Raw genomic sequence first — 15368 nt, forward strand, 5'->3', positions numbered from 1 at the left:
CCCACAACTCCTGGTAGAGCCGACTTCAGTCGGCTGCCTCCCACAACGCCTGGTAGAGCCGACTTCAGTCGGCTGCCTCCCACGCAGGGCAGCCGACTGAAGTCGGCTCTACCGCGCCCATGCCTACCCTCACCGCGTGCAGTGGCGGGCAGTGGCTTGACCGATATTCCTCCACACCGCAGGCTGCGCGCATGGAGCTGAGCAGCGAATTCTGGTGGTTCATCCTTATCGGCCTGGGCGCACAGCTGGTCGACGGCGCATTGGGCATGGCCTTCGGTCTGGTGTCGTCTTCGGTGATGTTGAGCATGGGCCTGCCACCGGCGCAGGTCAGCGCCAGCGTGCATACGGCGGAGGTATTCACTACCGGCGCGTCCGGCGTTTCGCACCTGGTGGCCGGCAACGTGGACCGGAAATTGTTCGTGCGCTTGGCCATCCCTGGCGCAATCGGCGGAGCCGTCGGCGCATATGGCCTCACCCAGCTGCCCGGAGACGTCATCCGGCCATTGATTTATCTGTATTTGCTGGTGCTTGCGATCGTCATTCTGCTGCGCGCGGCAGGCCGGTTGATGCCCAAGGGCGACATCAAGCGCGTCCCTCTGTTGGGTGCGGTCGCCGGCTTCCTCGACGCTACCGGCGGTGGCGGATGGGGTCCGGTTGCCACCTCTACCCTGCTGGCACGCGGCGGCCAAGCCCGTACGACCATTGGCACCGTCAATGCAGCAGAGTTCGTGGTGACGCTGACGGTGTCTGCAACCTTCCTGCTGACGATGGGCCTGCATCACCTACAGATCGTGGCGGGACTATTGATAGGCGGGATGATGGCCGCGCCGTTGGCCGCCGTGTTGGTGAAGCGGGTCAAGGAGCGCTGGGTACTTGTCGCCGTTGGCGTACTGGTCCTGGCGATCAGTCTGTACCAGATCGGCCACACAGCCATCGGCCTGCTGGGCCGGTAACGCCGCGCATGCCTGTCGGTAGAGCCGGCTTCAGCCGGCTGGCTCCCTGCGCAGGACCGAGGGTAGAGCCGGCTTCAGCCGGCTGTTTTCGCGTGCAGGGCAGCCGACTGAAGTCGGCTCTACCCCCACGTCCGGCAGACTGGGTCGGCCGTCGGCATGCCGCCGAGCACGGCTCGGCGCTACAGGTGTGAGGCGATGCGGCGCTGTCGGTAGAGCCGGCTTCAGCCGGCTGCTTTCGCGTGCAGGGCAGCCGACTGAAGTCGGCTCTACCCTCGTCTGGGCGCATTCGGCAGGCCGGCTACGACCGCCGTCGATCAGACCTTTTCACCACCGCGGTCCGCGCAGCCCCAGTTGAGGATGCGGGTGCCTTCCGGCAGCACGCGACGGAAGAAGTCCACGCTGCCATGCTTCGGATTGACCACCACTGGCGCTTTCGCCGCAACCAGCAGGGGAAGATCCGCCGTACTGTCGGAGTAGGCGACGTCGATGTTGCCGTAGCCACGCTCGCGCAGCATCCGCATCTTTTCTTCGTTGTGGCAGTGACGGGTGGCGCCAACGGCACCGAAACGCGGCCCGACTTCACTGCCGATCACCGGCACATCCACATGGGCGACGAAGCCCAGGATGGCCTTGGCCAGCTCAGGCGGCGCACCCGTCGCCACGACCACGCGGTCGCCTTTAGCCCGGTGCGCAGCGAAGACTTCCAGCGCCTGCGGCAACAGTTTGGCCCTTAGGCTGGGCTCGTTCTTCAGCACATACGCGTCGATCACCTGGTTGAACTCGCGCGCCCGATGCATGCCGAAGGTCGCGATCCACACGTAGATCGAGATGCCGGCACGGCGCGTGGGCAGCATCGCCACCAAGGGGCCGGCCACCGGCGTGACCAGCAGCGCAGCAAGCAACCGCAGCGGGTTGCGCTTGATCAGCGTCGCGAACAGATGGCTGCCGGAATCACCGTCGTACAGGGTGTGGTCGAAATCGAACACCACCAGCGGCGCACTGTCCTGCGGAGTTGGATAGATCGTGCTCATGCAGCGAAGAATAGCTGACGCAGGCCCTCACCGGGCTCCTCCACGCGCATGAAGGCCTCACCGACCAGGAACGCGTTGACCCCGGCATTGCGCATCAGGGCCACGTCCTGCGGTGCCAGGATGCCACTCTCGGTCACCAACAGACGGTCCTTCGGCACGGCGGTGCGCATGTCCAGCGTGGCCTGCAGCGAAACCTCGAACGTGCGCAGGTTGCGGTTGTTGATGCCGATCATCTGCACCGGCACCTGCAGGGCGCGCTCCAGTTCATCGATATCGTGGACTTCCACCAGCACATCCATGCCCAGCTCCATCGCCAGGCTGGACAGCTCCGCCAGCTGGCGGTCGTCCAATGCCGCAACGATCAGCAGGATGCAGTCAGCCCCGAGCACGCGTGCTTCGACCACCTGGTAGGCGTCGATCACGAAGTCCTTGCGCAGCACCGGCAGCGTGCAGGCCTCGCGAGCCTCCTGCAGATACGCATCGCTGCCCTGGAAGAAATCCACGTCGGTGAGCACGGAAAGGCAGCTTGCACCGCCGAATTCATAACTCACCGCGATGTCAGCCGGATGGAAATCGGGCCGTATCACGCCCTTGGACGGGCTGGCCTTCTTGACCTCGGCGATCACCGCCGGGTCACCGTTGGCGATCGCCGCCTGCAGCGCGCGCACGAAACCACGCACCGGCGGAGCTGCCGCCACGCGCGCCTGCAGCTGTTCCAGCGGCACGGCAGCGCGGCGCTGGGCCACTTCTTCGGCCTTGCGGGCCAGGATCGTCTGCAGGATGTCGCTCATGATGCTCACAGAAAAAAGGGGACGGAGGGGATTAAGTCGTTTCCGGCTTTTCAGCCTAGCCTGCCAGTACGCGGGTGATGTCGACGTACTGTTGCAGACGGTCGCGGGCGCTGCCATCGGCAATCACCGCGCGTGCCCGCGCCAGGCCATCGCCGATGTCGTCAGCAACGCCGGCCACATACAAGGCCGCGCCTGCATTCAACGCCACGATGTCCAGTGCCGGGCCCGCTTCGTTGTCCAGCACGGCCCGCAACATGGCGATGGACTGCTCGGGTCCATCTACGCGCAGATTGCGGCTGGCCGACATCGCGATGCCGAAATCTTCCGGATGGATCTCGTACTCGCGCACCTTCCCATCCCGCAACTCGCCGACCAACGTGCCGGCGCCGAGCGAAATCTCATCCATGTTGTCGCGACCCCAGACCACCATCGCCCGCTCGGTACCCAGCTCACGCAGCACGCGCGCCTGGATGCCCACCAGGTCCGAATGGAAAACGCCCATCAATACCGATGGCGCACTGGCCGGATTGGTCAGCGGCCCGAGGATGTTGAAGATCGTCCGCACCCCCATTTCGCGCCGCACCGGTGCGACCACCTTCATCGATGGGTGATGGATCGGCGCGAACATGAAGCCGATGCCGGTCTGCTCGATCGCGCGCGCTACCTGCTCCGGCCGCAACTCGATCACCGCGCCGAGCGCCTCCACGGCATCGGCACTGCCGGACTTCGACGAGACACTGCGATTACCATGCTTGGCCACGCGTGCGCCAGCGGCGGCAGCGACGAACATCGAGCAGGTCGAGATATTGAAGGTATGCGAGCCATCGCCGCCGGTGCCGACGATGTCGACCAGGTGGCGCGTGTCGGCGACGTGCACCGGGAGCGCGAATTCGCGCATCACCGTAGCAGCCGCCGCGATCTCGTCGACGGTTTCCTTCTTGACGCGCAGGCCGGTCAGGATCGCTGCGGTCATCATGGGCGATACCTCATCGCGCATGATCTGCCGCATCAGATCGACCATCTCGTCGAAGAAGATCTCGCGATGCTCGATCGTGCGCTGCAGGGCTTCCTGGGGGGAGAAGTGCATCAGTGGATTCCTTGGAGTCAGCCTGCAGATCAACGCTGCAGGAAGTTGCGCAGCAGCGCGTGACCGTGTTCGGTCAGGATGGATTCGGGATGGAACTGCACGCCTTCCACCGGGTGTTCGCGGTGGCGAAGCCCCATGATTTCTTCGACCGACCCGTCGTCGTTCTCGGTCCAGGCCGTGACTTCCAGGCATGCAGGCAGCCGCGTCTTGTCCACCACCAGTGAGTGGTAGCGCGTGGCCTGGTAGCGATCGGGCAGCCCAGCGAACACGCCCTTGCCTTCGTGTCGGATGGCCGACGTCTTGCCGTGCATGATGTTGCCGGCACGGATCACCGTGCCACCGTACACCTGGCCGATGCCCTGGTGGCCCAGGCAGACGCCGAGGATCGGCGTGGTCGGGCCCAGCCGCTGGATCAGTTCCAGCGACACACCCGCTTCGTTGGGTGTACACGGCCCGGGTGAAATCACGATGCGCTCCGGTCTCTGCGCGGCGATCTCATCGACCGTCATGGCATCGTTGCGCACCACCTTGACCTCGGCACCCAGCGTCTGCAGGTACTGCACGAGGTTGTAGGTGAAGCTGTCGTAGTTGTCGATCATCCACAACATGGATCAGGTTCCGTCGCTTATCAGAAAAATGGCGTACACATTCTCGGTGTACGTGATGGGTCCGGCTTCAATTGATTCGCGCGTGTAGGGCGCTTGCGGAGATGGCGGCGCGGGCGGAGTGACCAGATCCGTCGGTCGCGTCTCGGCGATAACGGACTCGCCTTCGGTGGGCCACCGCCCGGCCTGCACGCCGTAGGCGAAGCTGGGTGCCACGTCGGAGATGCTGTACAGGCCGCGGATGCGTGCACCATAGGCGGTTGCCAAGGCCTTGGCCGAGTCCCGGGTCTGTGCAGCGGCCTCACTTTTCAGTTCACGGCGCAGCGCGACAACATCGGAGTAGCCCGGCGCCAGGCTGCTGACCTGCAGCGTGTCACTGGCATTGAGTGCACCAAGGAATCCCTGCATCGCCTGCGGGCTGGCAAAGCTGCCCTTCAAGCGGCGACTGACGCGGGTACCAATGAACACCTGGCGGGCCTGCTCGTAACGGTGTGCCGGCCCGATCTCGAGGTTGTCCGCGCGCACGCTGCCGGCCACTGCGCCGTGTTTTTTGAACAGCGCCAGCACGCGCGCGGCATCCTCCTGCACCTTGGCCCGCGCCGTGTCGGCATCCATGTCGACCTGGGCGAGCGTCAACTGCAGGGTGAAGCGGTCGGGCATCACCTCACGGCGCGCTTCGCCCTTCACCAGCAGGTGCGGCTGGTCCGGGATCGTGTTGGCCTGCGCCAACGCCTCAGGTGCCAGCGTAGCCAGCAGCGACGACCACAGCAGAACGCTCGACAGCTTCATGCGGTATTCCTTGTCATGGAGGGAAAAAGCACAAACGCGCCCGGCGCAGTCACCCGGCGCATGCAAGGATTACAGGCCCTTCGCCGCCTGGGCGACCGCACGGAACAACGCGCGGCCTTTGTTCATCGTTTCGTCCCACTCTTTCTGCGGGTCGGAGTCGTAGACGATGCCAGCGCCGGCCTGCACGTGCAGGCGTCCGTCCTTGATCACCGCGGTGCGGATCGCAATGGCCGTGTCTGCATCACCGTGCCAGCCGATGTAGCCGATGCTGCCGGCGTACACGTTGCGTTTGATCGGTTCCAGTTCGCGTATCACTTCCAGCGCGCGGATCTTCGGCGCGCCACTGACCGTCCCGGCCGGGAAGGTCGCGCGCAGCACATCGGCATAACTCAGACCCGGCTGCAGCGTGCCGGTCACTTCGCTGACGATGTGCATCACATGGCTGTAGCGTTCAATCACGAACTGCTCGCCGACCTCCACCGTACCGGCCGTGGATACCCGGCCGGCGTCGTTGCGGCCCAGGTCGATCAGCATCAGGTGCTCGGCACGCTCCTTCGGATCGGCCAGCAGCTCCACTTCCAGCGCATTGTCTTCTTCCACGGTGGCGCCACGCGGACGCGTGCCGGCGATGGGGCGCACGGTCACTTCGCCGACACCATTGGCGTCGTGCTGCAGGCGGACCAGGATCTCCGGCGATGAGCCCACGACCTGCATGTCACCGACATCCAGGAAGTACATGTAGGGCGATGGATTGAGCGCACGCAGCGCACGGTAGACATCCACCGGCCGCGCCTTGAAGGGCACGCTCAGGCGCTGGCTCAGCACCACCTGGAAAATGTCGCCGGAGCGGATGTAATCCTTGCTGCGCTCCACCGCGTCGATGAACCCGTCGCGGGTGAAGCCTGAAATGAAGTCACTTTCGTCCAGCACGTCGCTGTGCAACGGTGCCGGATAGCCCGCACCCGGTGCGCGCAGTTTGGCCACCAAACCGTCCAGTCGCGTCTGTGCCTCGTCCCACGCACCCGGTTGGCGAGGATCGGCGTGCACGATCAGGTACAGCCGTCCCTTGAGGTTGTCGAACACCGCCAGCTCTTCGGAGTGCATGAGCAGGATGTCCGGCGTGCCCAGCTCATCGCGGCCCGCAGGCGGTGCCAGGCGCGGCTCGATGTAGCCGATGCACTCGAATCCGAACCAGCCCACCAGCCCGCCGGTGAAGCCCGGCAGACCGTCCAGCTTGGGCACCGAATGCGCGCTGCGCAGCGCCTCTACTTCGGCGAACGGATCGGCGACCTCGCGGCGTTCGACCTCCACGCCGTTCTCGGCGATGGACAACGTATGCCCACGGAAGGTGTACACGCGGCGCGCCGGCAGACCGATGATGGAATAGCGACCGAAGCGCTCACCGCCCTCGACCGATTCAAACAGATAGGTGTGCGGGCCGTCGGCGAGCTTCAGATAGACCGAAAGCGGCGTGTCCAGGTCGGACAGCACTTCACGGACGACGGGGATGCGGGTGTGGCCTTCAGCGGCCTGCTGCTGGAACTGAGCGGGGGTATTCAACACGACTTTCCTTCCGGGATGCGGCGGTGGCGGGACGGACGACGGCTACAGGCCACCATCGCCACCAACGGCGAGCGGAAGAAAGACTATGCGGGGTCGTCAGAATGGACACCGGGCCACTGTACCGCATGGGTGGGGCCGGGCGGAAGCCGGGCAAGCCCACCAGCGGCCCGCCCACCGTGCCCCGACCCGCGCCCGCTAGGCCATGCGCAGGGCGGCGCGCTGCTGCTCCTGGGCGTGATCCTGCTGTTCCTGCTGCTCGGCAGCGATGCCTGCCGTCAGCGTCGGCGTGATGGCCGGTGCCTGCCGCTGGCGGTCAACCTCCGCCGCCTGCTCGGTGCTGACGCTCAACGGCTGCTGCAGGCCGGAGGCGACATCCACATACGCATAGCGCTTGGTGAAGGACGCGGCATCGGCCGTGTCCACCGCGAAGGCGCGCGCCCGGTCATCGCTCAGCATCACCTGCTCGATGGTTTGCAGGCCATCCTGCTTTGCCTTGGCGGCAAGCGCGCCGGCCAGCTGATCGCTCTGCAGGTCAGGCACGCGGTTGTAGCTGGCGTCGATACGGTGGACCCCGCTCTGCGCCCCCTGGAACAACCGGAAATCAGCATGGTCCGGATCGTTGATCGACACCGGGCGGGCCGCGGGTGACGGCGCCTGCTGCTGCACTTCAAGCAACGTCCGGGCGGCGGCTTCCTGCTTCTGGATTTCCGCATCCAGGCTGGGAATCACCGTGTCGGCCATGCCGTGGCGCGCCGTCGCTTCACCGAACGCTGCACTGATGTTGCTTGTGAACGCGGTGGTACTGGCCAGGTTCCGTTCGTTCTGCGGCATCGTCAGTGCGGGCGTGTGGGTGGCCAGCGCCGAACCCAGCGCCGTGGTCGCCCCGCCAACGGAAGAGAGCACGACGGGCGCATACGAGGTGACACCGGCCACCTGCTGCCCGCTCCAGTCGGCGGCCTGGTTCAGGGTGGCACCGTATTGGGCATAGCCGTTGCGCAGGCCATCGGAGGACCACTGCGTCCCGGCCTGGATCTGCGCACCGATGTGCTCACCGCCGGCCCGGATCCGGGCGGCGTCGCCTGCCGCCTGCTGCGTGGCCTGTTCGGCCTTCAGCGCGTGGTCGGCCTGCGACTGTGTGCCGCGCTGGCGCAGCTGCTCGGCCGTCTCGTCAGCGCCCACCCAGCCCGCCACGGTGGCGCCCCAGCCGCTCAAGGTGCGGTCGCGATAGCCTTCCACGCGGTGCTTGATCGCCTCGACTTGGCCGGCGAGTTCGCGTCCCTGCGCGATCACCGTGGCCCCGCCCTGCACGCCCACGCGCAGGCTGGTACCGCCGAAATCCACCACGCTGCCGATCGCCTTGCCCTGCATCGTCGCGCCCTGCTGGATGACATCACCGGCCACGTCCAGCCCTTTGCCGCCCAGTGCGCCCATGCGCTCGATCTGCTCGCCGGCCAGCCGCCCGCCCCGCATGCCCTGTGCCCCCGCCACCAGCACGGTCGACAACGGGCCGGCCAGCTCGGCCACCTGGCTGGGAGCCGCTACCTGCGCCCGGTCGATCAGGTTGCCCTGCGCGTCGCGCGTCTTGGGGTCCAGCAGGATCTCCATCCTGCCGGCAGCAACCGGCACGCTGCGCAGCGCCTGCGCACCGGGTTCAGTGGCCAGCCGCTCGATCAGCTGGGTGGCGGCCTCTTGCGCGTGCTCGGGCAGCGCCGCCTGCAGCTTGCCGGTGACCAGGCCCTGCATCATCGGCTGGCGCAGCAGCATCGTGGTTTCATTGGCCAGCAGGCCGAAGTCCTGCCGCTGGCGATCGCTCAGCCGCTGCAGCCCGTTCTGCACGTCATTGAGGACCTCGCCGCTGGTTTCATAAGTGTGGACCGTATCGCGGGTGTTGAAGGTGGGCAGCCCGTTGTCTTCCCCATAGCGTGCTGCGGTCTGCGGATGCAGGCCGGCGGAGTTGAACGTGGTCGCGCGGGCGCCCGTCACTGCCGATGCCGCCGACGCCATGCCGCCACCAAGCGAGTGACCGGCGATTTCGAAGTTCTCGCCCACCTGCTGTTGGACGCGCACCGCAAGTGCCATGGCGCGATCGTAATAATCGCTGCGCATGCCAACTCCCTGCTGGCCATTATTGAGGAAGTCCTCGCTCGCGGATTCACGCCGACCGCCCAAGGCGGACGGGTCAATGATCTCGCCCGTGGACCCCTTGAAGACGATGACAGGCTTCGCATCCTCTCCGAGCACGCGCTTGTCCGGAATATAGATTTCCGCGCGAAAACCGGACTGCCGCGGATGCAGAAGGTCAGAGAGCTGCGCATCCGACAGGTCGATTCCCACAGCACGTACTGCGCCGGGATCAGCGCTACCCCGTACCCAGCCGGTCGGTGCTTCACCTTCGTGCTTGGCCGAAAGATAGACGTCAGCGGCCAGCCCCGACATTTCACGTGCGTGGTGGGTTTCCTGAAGCCTGCTCGCCTGCTCGTCATTGCCGCTGTCGCGCAATTGCCGGACGAGAAGGTTCTGCTCGTGGATGGCGCGTACACGCGCCTCGATCTCGGGATCACTCATGGCAAGCTCCATTGCACAGTGAAAAGCACGCGACTTTCCTCAGTCGCGGCCATCATCGAATAACAGAAAGTTCTGCTAATGTCACCCGCCAAGGGCTTTCTATCAGGTAGATCATGCGGACCAGCCTTCACATCTCTTCGGCAAAAGCGCTCTCATACGTGGCGCTTCTGTTTCTGGTTGCCACCAGTGGCTGCGCCGCCCCGTCCCGCCATGGCGCTGCACAGTATTTTCAAGGCGATGCACTCAAGCTGGCGATTGCCAGTGAAAATGGGGATGTGGACGCAATTCGGCAGCTTACAGGGCAGGAAGGCGTCAATCCGGACAAAGAGTTCTCCAGCCGCGAGGGCATTCCCCTGCTTGCCTGGCCGCTGCGCGCGAAGAACCTGCAGGGATTGGAGGCAATGCTGGAAAGCGGCGCCGATCCCGATGCCCGGCTGGTCAAAAGAATGAACGGCGAAGTGATCCGCTTCAACAATGCGATGGTCTATGCAGCAAAGATGGACGATCCACGATTTCTCGACGCGCTGCTGAGGCATCGCGGTGATCCAGACACCCGGAATTCAAACAACGAAACGCTGCTGTTCCAAGCATTCATCAGCGGCAACCAATGGAAGAACGTCCAGTTGCTGGTGGAGAACGGGGCGGATATCAATGCGCCAAGCATCGGGCCTTCCGACACGGTCATCAGCTGGTACAGCGGCCGAGGCGCCTTCGAGCACGTCTACTGGCTGCTCGAACACGGCGCCGACCCGACGGTGATGCTGACGTCATCGATCGGAAAGCCCGACCGCATGTTCATCGCTGAAGATATCTATTGGGGCATCACCACGCCCGATCTGCTTCCCTGGCAGAAAAAGTGCCAGCAGTGGTTGATCGCGCGCAACATCCCTCGACCGCCCATGCCAGATGGCATACGGGCCAAGCGCAAGGCCTTTGGATTTCCCACCAAGGAAGAGGATATTCCGCTGCTGTGACGCGTTGACGGCTGCAACAGCGTCCAGCGCGGCGCTCAGCCTCAGCGCTTGCTGACCGACAGCAACGCACAGTCTGCGGGCAAATGCATCCGCACGCGGCGCGGCACACATTCGATGCGGAAGTGACGCGCTTCCACCGGTTCACCGTCCAGATTCAGAGTGAGCGGCTTTTCCGCAAGGATCTCTATCCGGTTCAGGCGCGCGCGCGTGGCTACGCGTTCCAGCGCAGCCTCTTTGCCGCCGGTGACCAGTTGCCCCAGCATTGCACCGACTTCACCGGTCAGTTCGGGAATCACCGTGACATCCAGTTGTCCGTCATCGATGAGTGCTTGCGGACAGAGCGCCTGACCGCCGCCGGCCTGGCGACCGTTGCCGATGCCGAGCGCGATGAAGCCGCCTTCCCACTCGAAGCCAGGGCCATGCAGGCGCGCCAGGATCGGCTCGATGCGGCCCAGCTTGGAGATACCGGTCAAAACGTAAGCCAAGCCACCCAGCACCTTCTTCAGGCCTTCGTCGGTTTCCACGGTGACCTGGGTTCCGAAGCCGCCACTGGCGACGTTGGCGCACCACCAGACTTTGCCGTCCGCATCGATCCGCAGCAGGTCGATGGCGCGCGGCGCCTGTGCGGTGATCAGCGCCAACACCTCGGCCGGGGTTTCAGGAAACCCGGCAGCCGTGGCGAAATCGTTCGCCGTGCCCAACGGCAACAGCGCCAAGGAGGGCAGCGCGTCGGCGGGCTCATCGCGGTGCGCCAGCGTTTCCGCGACGGCGCTCAGGGTGCCGTCGCCGCCACCGGCGATGATGACGTCCACGCCGTTGTCGATGGCCTCGGCCACGTAGCGTTCGGCGTCGCCGCCTTCCCAGGTGACGCGGACTTCCAGGTCGATACCGCGCTCCCGCCACACCTTGACCGCATCACGTACGTCGACGTCCCCGGCGGATTTTCCGTTGAGGATCAAACGCCAGCGGGAAAGGCTCATGGGGGCTTCACAGAAGGGGGGTGGCACAGGCTAGCAGTGCCGCGTTCGGTAGCAGTGAATGTCATCGGCCTGTCACCGTTCGCCCGGATCATAGGAGGCCATAGCAGGGAAGACGGATGGAGGCAGGATCAGCCTCCGATTATTTCAGCAGGGCCACGCCGGCAGCGGCGGGGCCTTTTTTTTGGATGGCCGCTCTGTTTCCGGGGGAGCATTCCGGCACTGGCCCGCGCTCTGGTTTTGGCGGGTGCTCTGGTACTGGTGGGTGCTCTGGTACTGGTGGGTGCTTTGGTACTGGTGGGTGCTCTGGTACTGGTGGGTGCTTTGGTACTGGTGGGTGCTCTGGGATCTGGGGGCGCTCGGGCCCTGGTAGAGCCGGCTTCAGCCGGCTGCACTCTGCGATCGTGCGTGACGCAGCCGGCTGAAGCCGGCTCTACCGGATGCTGCGGGGCGCAGCCGGCTGAAGCCGGCTCTACCGGATGCTGCGCGACACAGCCGGCTGAAGCCGGCTCTACCAGGGCGTTACCGGGCGAAATCGTGCAGCGCTTCGCCTTCCAGGCGGTACACGGTCCATTCGTCCTGCGGCTTGGCGCCGGCGGCGACGTAGAAGTCAATGGCAGGTTGGTTCCAGTCCAGCACCGACCATTCAAAGCGGCCGCAGCCGGCATCCACGGCCAGCCGGGCGATGTGCTTCAGCAGCGCCTTGCCGGCACCCGATCCGCGCCGTTGCGGGCAGATATACAGGTCTTCCAGATAGATGCCCTTGCGGCCCAGCCAGGTGGAGTAATTGTAGAAATACACCGCGTAGCCGATCGCTTCGCCGTCAACCTCGCAGACCAGCGCCTGCGCGCTCGCATCGGGGCCGAACAGACTGGCGGCGATGCCGGCCTCGTCGGTCTGCACCGACGACTCCGCCTTCTCGTAGACCGCCAGTTCGCGGATGAAACGCAGGATCAGACCTGCATCAGCAACAGTGGCCGGACGAATGTTCATGGGCAGAAAAGGGGACGGAGGGAATTAAACGAGTTTAATTCCCTCCGTCCCCTTTTCTCTCAGCGGGCAGCGGCGACGTTGGCGCGCATCGCGCTGATCACCTGTTGGTAATCCGGTGCGTTGAAGATGGCCGAGCCGGCCACGAAGGCATCGGCGCCGGCGGCGGCAATCGCGCCGATGTTGTCGGCCTTTACCCCGCCGTCGATCTCCAGGCGGATGTCCTTGCCGCTGGCATCGATCTTCTGGCGGACGACCTTCAGCTTGTCCAGCGCCGAGGGGATGAACGCTTGGCCGCCAAAGCCCGGGTTGACCGACATCAGCAGCACCAGGTCTAGGTCGTCCAGCACCCAGTCCAGGATGTCCACCGGGGTGCCCGGATTGAGCACCAGGCCCGGCTTGCAGCCCAGCGAGCGGATCAGCTGGATCGTGCGATGCGGATGGCGGCTGGCCTCGGGATGGAAGCTGATATAGGTGGCACCGGCCTCGGCAAAGTCGGGGATGATGCGGTCCACCGGCTCCACCATCAGGTGCACGTCGATCGGCGCGGTCACGCCGTGCTTGCGCAGGGCCTGGCAGACCAGCGGCCCGATGGTCAGGTTCGGTACGTAATGGTTGTCCATCACATCGAAATGGACCCAGTCCGCGCCGGCGGCGAGTACGTTGTCGACCTCCTCGCCAAGGCGGGCGAAGTCCGCGGACAGGATGGACGGGGCAATGATGCAGTTGGACATGGCCGGGGCCTTCGGAACAGAGGGAAAAGGGAAAAACTCAGCGCTTGCGCAGGGTCTTGATGCGGTCGTAGGCCGCGTTCACGCGGCGGCTCTTCGCCTCGGCCTGCTTGAGCAGTTCCGGGGCGGCGCCGATCAGCTTGTCGGGGTGGTACTGCGACATCAGCCGGCGGTAGGCCAGGTCGATTTCCGACTCGGTGGCCGACGAGGTCAGGCCCAGTTCGCGGTACGGGTTCTCCTTGTTCAGACGGAACCAGTCCGCATCGAAGGCGTGCCCGATCAGCAGCCCCAGTACCGCGCCGAACAACGGATTGGGCCGGAACAGCAGGGCCCCGGCGATGAAACCCAGCAGTTTTCCGTACCAGCGCATGGCGCTCCGGGGAGATTTGGCCAATTGGGCTTCCATTTTACGTCACAGCCGCCCCGGACGGCTTTACACTAGGCCGCCCGCTGGCCGGCGGGCCCTCCGGGTCCCTGGGCAGCCGTATCGACGAAGCCTCCAGGAGTGCCCGTGCCGACCACGTTGTTGCAATCCGATCTTCCCGGCCTGCCCTTGCGCCATCGCGGCAAGGTGCGTGACGTTTTCGATATTCCGCGCGAGCGCCTGCCGGTTGGCACGCCCCCGGGGGACTACCTGCTGATGGTCGCCACCGACCGTCTGTCGGCCTTCGATGTGGTGCTGCCCGATCCGATTCCCGGCAAGGGCGAAATGCTCTGCCAGGTGTCGAATTTCTGGTTCGCCAAGACCGCTCACCTGATGCCCAACCACCTGACCGACATCGACGTGGCCAGCGTGCTGCCCGACGGCGTGGATGCGGCGCTGTATGCCAAGCGCGCCGTGGTCACCAAAAAGCTGAAGCCGGTACCGGTGGAAGCCATCGCCCGTGGCTACCTGATCGGCAGCGGCTGGAAGGATTACCAGCGCACCGGCAAGGTCAGCGGCATTGAACTGCCCAACGGCCTGCGCCAGGCCGAGAAGCTGCCCGAGCCGATCTTCACTCCGTCGACCAAGGCCGCGGTCGGCGACCATGACGAAAACATCGACTTCGACGCGATGGTGAAGACGGTGGGTGCCGACCTGGCTGAGCGCGTCCGCGACGCCACCCTGCGCATCTACGCCTTCGCCGCCGATTACGCGCGCGAGCGCGGCATCATCCTGGCCGACACCAAGTTCGAATTCGGCACCGATGAAGACGGTCGCCTGTACATCATGGACGAGATGCTGACGCCGGATTCGTCGCGTTACTGGCCGGCCGACGAGTACGAAGTGGGCACCAGCCCGCCGAGCTATGACAAGCAGTTCGTCCGCGATTACCTGGAGACGCTCGATTGGGGCAAGACCGCCCCCGGCCCGAGCATCCCCGCCGAGGTGATCGAGCGCACCCGCGCCAAGTACGCCGAAGCCCTGCAGCGCCTGGCGGGCATCAGCGTCGATTGAGGTAGTGGCGGGCCCAGCCCGCCCCACCCATCAGGAAAGGTTGCCGGCCCGCGGCCGGCTCGACCGGAGGCACCATGTCCAGCACCTCGCTTGCCCGCCCCGTGGACCGCTACTTCGCCAGCTATTCCGACGACCACCGCAATGTGCTGAACCAGCGGATCCATGTGGTCGCGGTACCGGCCATCCTGTGGTCGGTCGTCGCCCTGCTCTGGTGCCTGCCGCCGCTGATCACCTGGTTCCAGAACGGCATCTGGGCCGGCCTGGCGATGTTCGGCGCGTGGTGTTTCTACAACCGGCTGTCGCGGCCGCTGGGACTGGGCATGCTGGCGGTGCTGTTCGTGATCGGTTGCACCTGCCGGCTGCTGGAAGCACGGATCGGCCTGGGCAACCTCGCCCGATTGGCTGCCGTGGTGTTCGTGCTTGCCTGGATCGCACAATTCATCGGTCACAAGGCCGAGGGCCGCAAGCCGAGCTTCCTCACCGACCTGACCTACCTGCTGATCGGACCGGCCTGGGTGCTGGCCAAGGTCTACCGCAAGTTCGATTGGCGCTATTGACCCGCTCTTGCTGAACGAGGTCGACGCGTATTCAGCACGCAGAACGTGGACGGTGTGCGACCGCGCTGGCTCCCAGAGCGGTATCCGATCGGCCGACTGACGGTTTCAACCATCCCTTTGCAGCCCCTGCCGTACGGGGGATGCGGCGCTGCACGCGCCATTCGCGACACATGCGGCACAGTGTCCAGCGCGCTCCCGCAGCGCCGCTGTCCCGACACCGGCAAAGGTTAAAAAAATGAATAAGCACACGATCCGTGCAATTGGTGACCTGTTCGTGGGTATCGGCAGCAAATGGCAGCCTGTTAGACTGCATGACC

15 protein-coding genes are annotated in these 15368 nt (G+C 65.1%); 4 read left to right on the top strand and 11 right to left on the bottom strand.

Annotated features, from left to right (window positions below; genetic code table 11):
- The first annotated feature begins 191 nt into the window (after positions 1-191).
- The gene (locus IFT65_RS16785) at positions 192-953 is read left to right on the top strand and encodes a sulfite exporter TauE/SafE family protein (RefSeq protein ID WP_188327371.1); all 762 of its coding nucleotides are present in this window, start codon (positions 192-194) and stop codon (positions 951-953) included.
- Between the two features lie 314 nt (positions 954-1267).
- Here the strand turns inward: IFT65_RS16785 and IFT65_RS16790 are convergent, their stop codons facing one another.
- From IFT65_RS16790 to IFT65_RS16820, 7 genes are all read right to left on the bottom strand, one after another.
- Positions 1268-1984, bottom strand: a complete 717-nt coding sequence (locus IFT65_RS16790; RefSeq protein WP_188325258.1) for a haloacid dehalogenase-like hydrolase — start codon at positions 1982-1984, stop codon at positions 1268-1270.
- The gene (gene trpC, locus IFT65_RS16795) at positions 1981-2775 is read right to left on the bottom strand and encodes an indole-3-glycerol phosphate synthase TrpC (protein ID WP_192082530.1); all 795 of its coding nucleotides are present in this window, start codon (positions 2773-2775) and stop codon (positions 1981-1983) included. Before trpC ends, IFT65_RS16790 begins: the two co-directional genes overlap by 4 nt.
- Before the next feature lie 55 nt (positions 2776-2830).
- Entirely contained in the window at positions 2831-3862 is a 1032-nt protein-coding gene (trpD, locus tag IFT65_RS16800; protein ID WP_188325260.1) for an anthranilate phosphoribosyltransferase, read from the bottom strand.
- 29 nt (positions 3863-3891) lie between these two features.
- Positions 3892-4470 carry an aminodeoxychorismate/anthranilate synthase component II gene (locus IFT65_RS16805; RefSeq protein ID WP_188325261.1) on the bottom strand — a complete coding sequence of 193 codons (579 nt, stop codon included), beginning with the start codon at positions 4468-4470 and terminating at the stop codon, positions 3892-3894.
- 3 nt (positions 4471-4473) lie between these two features.
- Positions 4474-5256, bottom strand: coding sequence for an SIMPL domain-containing protein (locus tag IFT65_RS16810; RefSeq protein WP_192082532.1), 783 nt, complete (start codon positions 5254-5256; stop codon positions 4474-4476).
- 69 nt (positions 5257-5325) lie between these two features.
- Positions 5326-6816: an anthranilate synthase component I gene (gene trpE / locus IFT65_RS16815; RefSeq protein WP_188325263.1), complete on the bottom strand. Its 1491-nt coding sequence runs from the start codon at positions 6814-6816 to the stop codon at positions 5326-5328.
- Between the two features lie 198 nt (positions 6817-7014).
- On the bottom strand, positions 7015-9384 hold the full coding sequence (locus IFT65_RS16820) for an XVIPCD domain-containing protein (protein ID WP_249405202.1): 2370 nt from the start codon (positions 9382-9384) through the stop codon (positions 7015-7017).
- 113 nt (positions 9385-9497) lie between these two features.
- Between IFT65_RS16820 and IFT65_RS16825 the strand changes: the two genes are divergently transcribed.
- A complete protein-coding gene (locus tag IFT65_RS16825; protein ID WP_192082536.1) occupies positions 9498-10358 on the top strand; it encodes an ankyrin repeat domain-containing protein in 861 nt (286 codons plus the stop codon).
- A gap of 41 nt (positions 10359-10399) precedes the next feature.
- On the opposite strand, the gene yegS is transcribed toward IFT65_RS16825, so the two are convergent.
- The 4 genes from yegS to IFT65_RS16845 all read right to left on the bottom strand — a co-directional run bounded on the left by yegS (position 10400) and on the right by IFT65_RS16845 (position 13426).
- Positions 10400-11338, bottom strand: coding sequence for a lipid kinase YegS (yegS, locus tag IFT65_RS16830; protein ID WP_192082538.1), 939 nt, complete (start codon positions 11336-11338; stop codon positions 10400-10402).
- Between the two features lie 519 nt (positions 11339-11857).
- Positions 11858-12328, bottom strand: coding sequence for a GNAT family N-acetyltransferase (locus tag IFT65_RS16835; protein ID WP_192082540.1), 471 nt, complete (start codon positions 12326-12328; stop codon positions 11858-11860).
- Positions 12329-12387: 59 nt separating this feature from the next.
- Complete coding sequence (gene rpe / locus IFT65_RS16840; protein ID WP_057509104.1) at positions 12388-13059, bottom strand: ribulose-phosphate 3-epimerase; 672 nt, start codon at positions 13057-13059, stop codon at positions 12388-12390.
- Positions 13060-13096: 37 nt separating this feature from the next.
- On the bottom strand, positions 13097-13426 hold the full coding sequence (locus IFT65_RS16845; protein WP_188325268.1) for a DnaJ domain-containing protein: 330 nt from the start codon (positions 13424-13426) through the stop codon (positions 13097-13099).
- Positions 13427-13567: 141 nt separating this feature from the next.
- Between IFT65_RS16845 and IFT65_RS16850 the strand changes: the two genes are divergently transcribed.
- Both IFT65_RS16850 and IFT65_RS16855 read left to right on the top strand, forming a co-directional pair.
- On the top strand, positions 13568-14494 hold the full coding sequence (locus IFT65_RS16850) for a phosphoribosylaminoimidazolesuccinocarboxamide synthase (protein ID WP_192082541.1): 927 nt from the start codon (positions 13568-13570) through the stop codon (positions 14492-14494).
- Between the two features lie 74 nt (positions 14495-14568).
- The gene (locus IFT65_RS16855; RefSeq protein ID WP_188325270.1) at positions 14569-15051 is read left to right on the top strand and encodes an Mpo1-like protein; all 483 of its coding nucleotides are present in this window, start codon (positions 14569-14571) and stop codon (positions 15049-15051) included.
- Positions 15052-15368 lie beyond the last annotated feature (317 nt).

Source organism: Stenotrophomonas sp. CFBP 13725 (assembly GCF_014841935.1).
Classification (GTDB): Bacteria; Pseudomonadota; Gammaproteobacteria; order Xanthomonadales; family Xanthomonadaceae; genus Stenotrophomonas.

Excerpts from the sequence above, each read along its gene's own strand:
- IFT65_RS16785 (WP_188327371.1), top strand. The coding sequence starts at position 192 with ATGGAGCTGAGCAGCGAATTCTGGTGGTTCATCCTTATCGGCCTGGGC.
- IFT65_RS16790 (WP_188325258.1), bottom strand. The coding sequence starts at position 1,984 with ATGAGCACGATCTATCCAACTCCGCAGGACAGTGCGCCGCTGGTGGTG.
- trpC (WP_192082530.1), bottom strand. The coding sequence starts at position 2,775 with ATGAGCGACATCCTGCAGACGATCCTGGCCCGCAAGGCCGAAGAAGTG.
- trpD (WP_188325260.1), bottom strand. The coding sequence starts at position 3,862 with ATGCACTTCTCCCCCCAGGAAGCCCTGCAGCGCACGATCGAGCATCGC.
- IFT65_RS16805 (WP_188325261.1), bottom strand. The coding sequence starts at position 4,470 with ATGTTGTGGATGATCGACAACTACGACAGCTTCACCTACAACCTCGTG.
- IFT65_RS16810 (WP_192082532.1), bottom strand. The coding sequence starts at position 5,256 with ATGAAGCTGTCGAGCGTTCTGCTGTGGTCGTCGCTGCTGGCTACGCTG.
- IFT65_RS16820 (WP_249405202.1), bottom strand. The coding sequence starts at position 9,384 with ATGAGTGATCCCGAGATCGAGGCGCGTGTACGCGCCATCCACGAGCAG.
- IFT65_RS16825 (WP_192082536.1), top strand. The coding sequence starts at position 9,498 with ATGCGGACCAGCCTTCACATCTCTTCGGCAAAAGCGCTCTCATACGTG.
- yegS (WP_192082538.1), bottom strand. The coding sequence starts at position 11,338 with ATGAGCCTTTCCCGCTGGCGTTTGATCCTCAACGGAAAATCCGCCGGG.
- IFT65_RS16835 (WP_192082540.1), bottom strand. The coding sequence starts at position 12,328 with ATGAACATTCGTCCGGCCACTGTTGCTGATGCAGGTCTGATCCTGCGT.
- rpe (WP_057509104.1), bottom strand. The coding sequence starts at position 13,059 with ATGTCCAACTGCATCATTGCCCCGTCCATCCTGTCCGCGGACTTCGCC.
- IFT65_RS16845 (WP_188325268.1), bottom strand. The coding sequence starts at position 13,426 with ATGCGCTGGTACGGAAAACTGCTGGGTTTCATCGCCGGGGCCCTGCTG.
- IFT65_RS16855 (WP_188325270.1), top strand. The coding sequence starts at position 14,569 with ATGTCCAGCACCTCGCTTGCCCGCCCCGTGGACCGCTACTTCGCCAGC.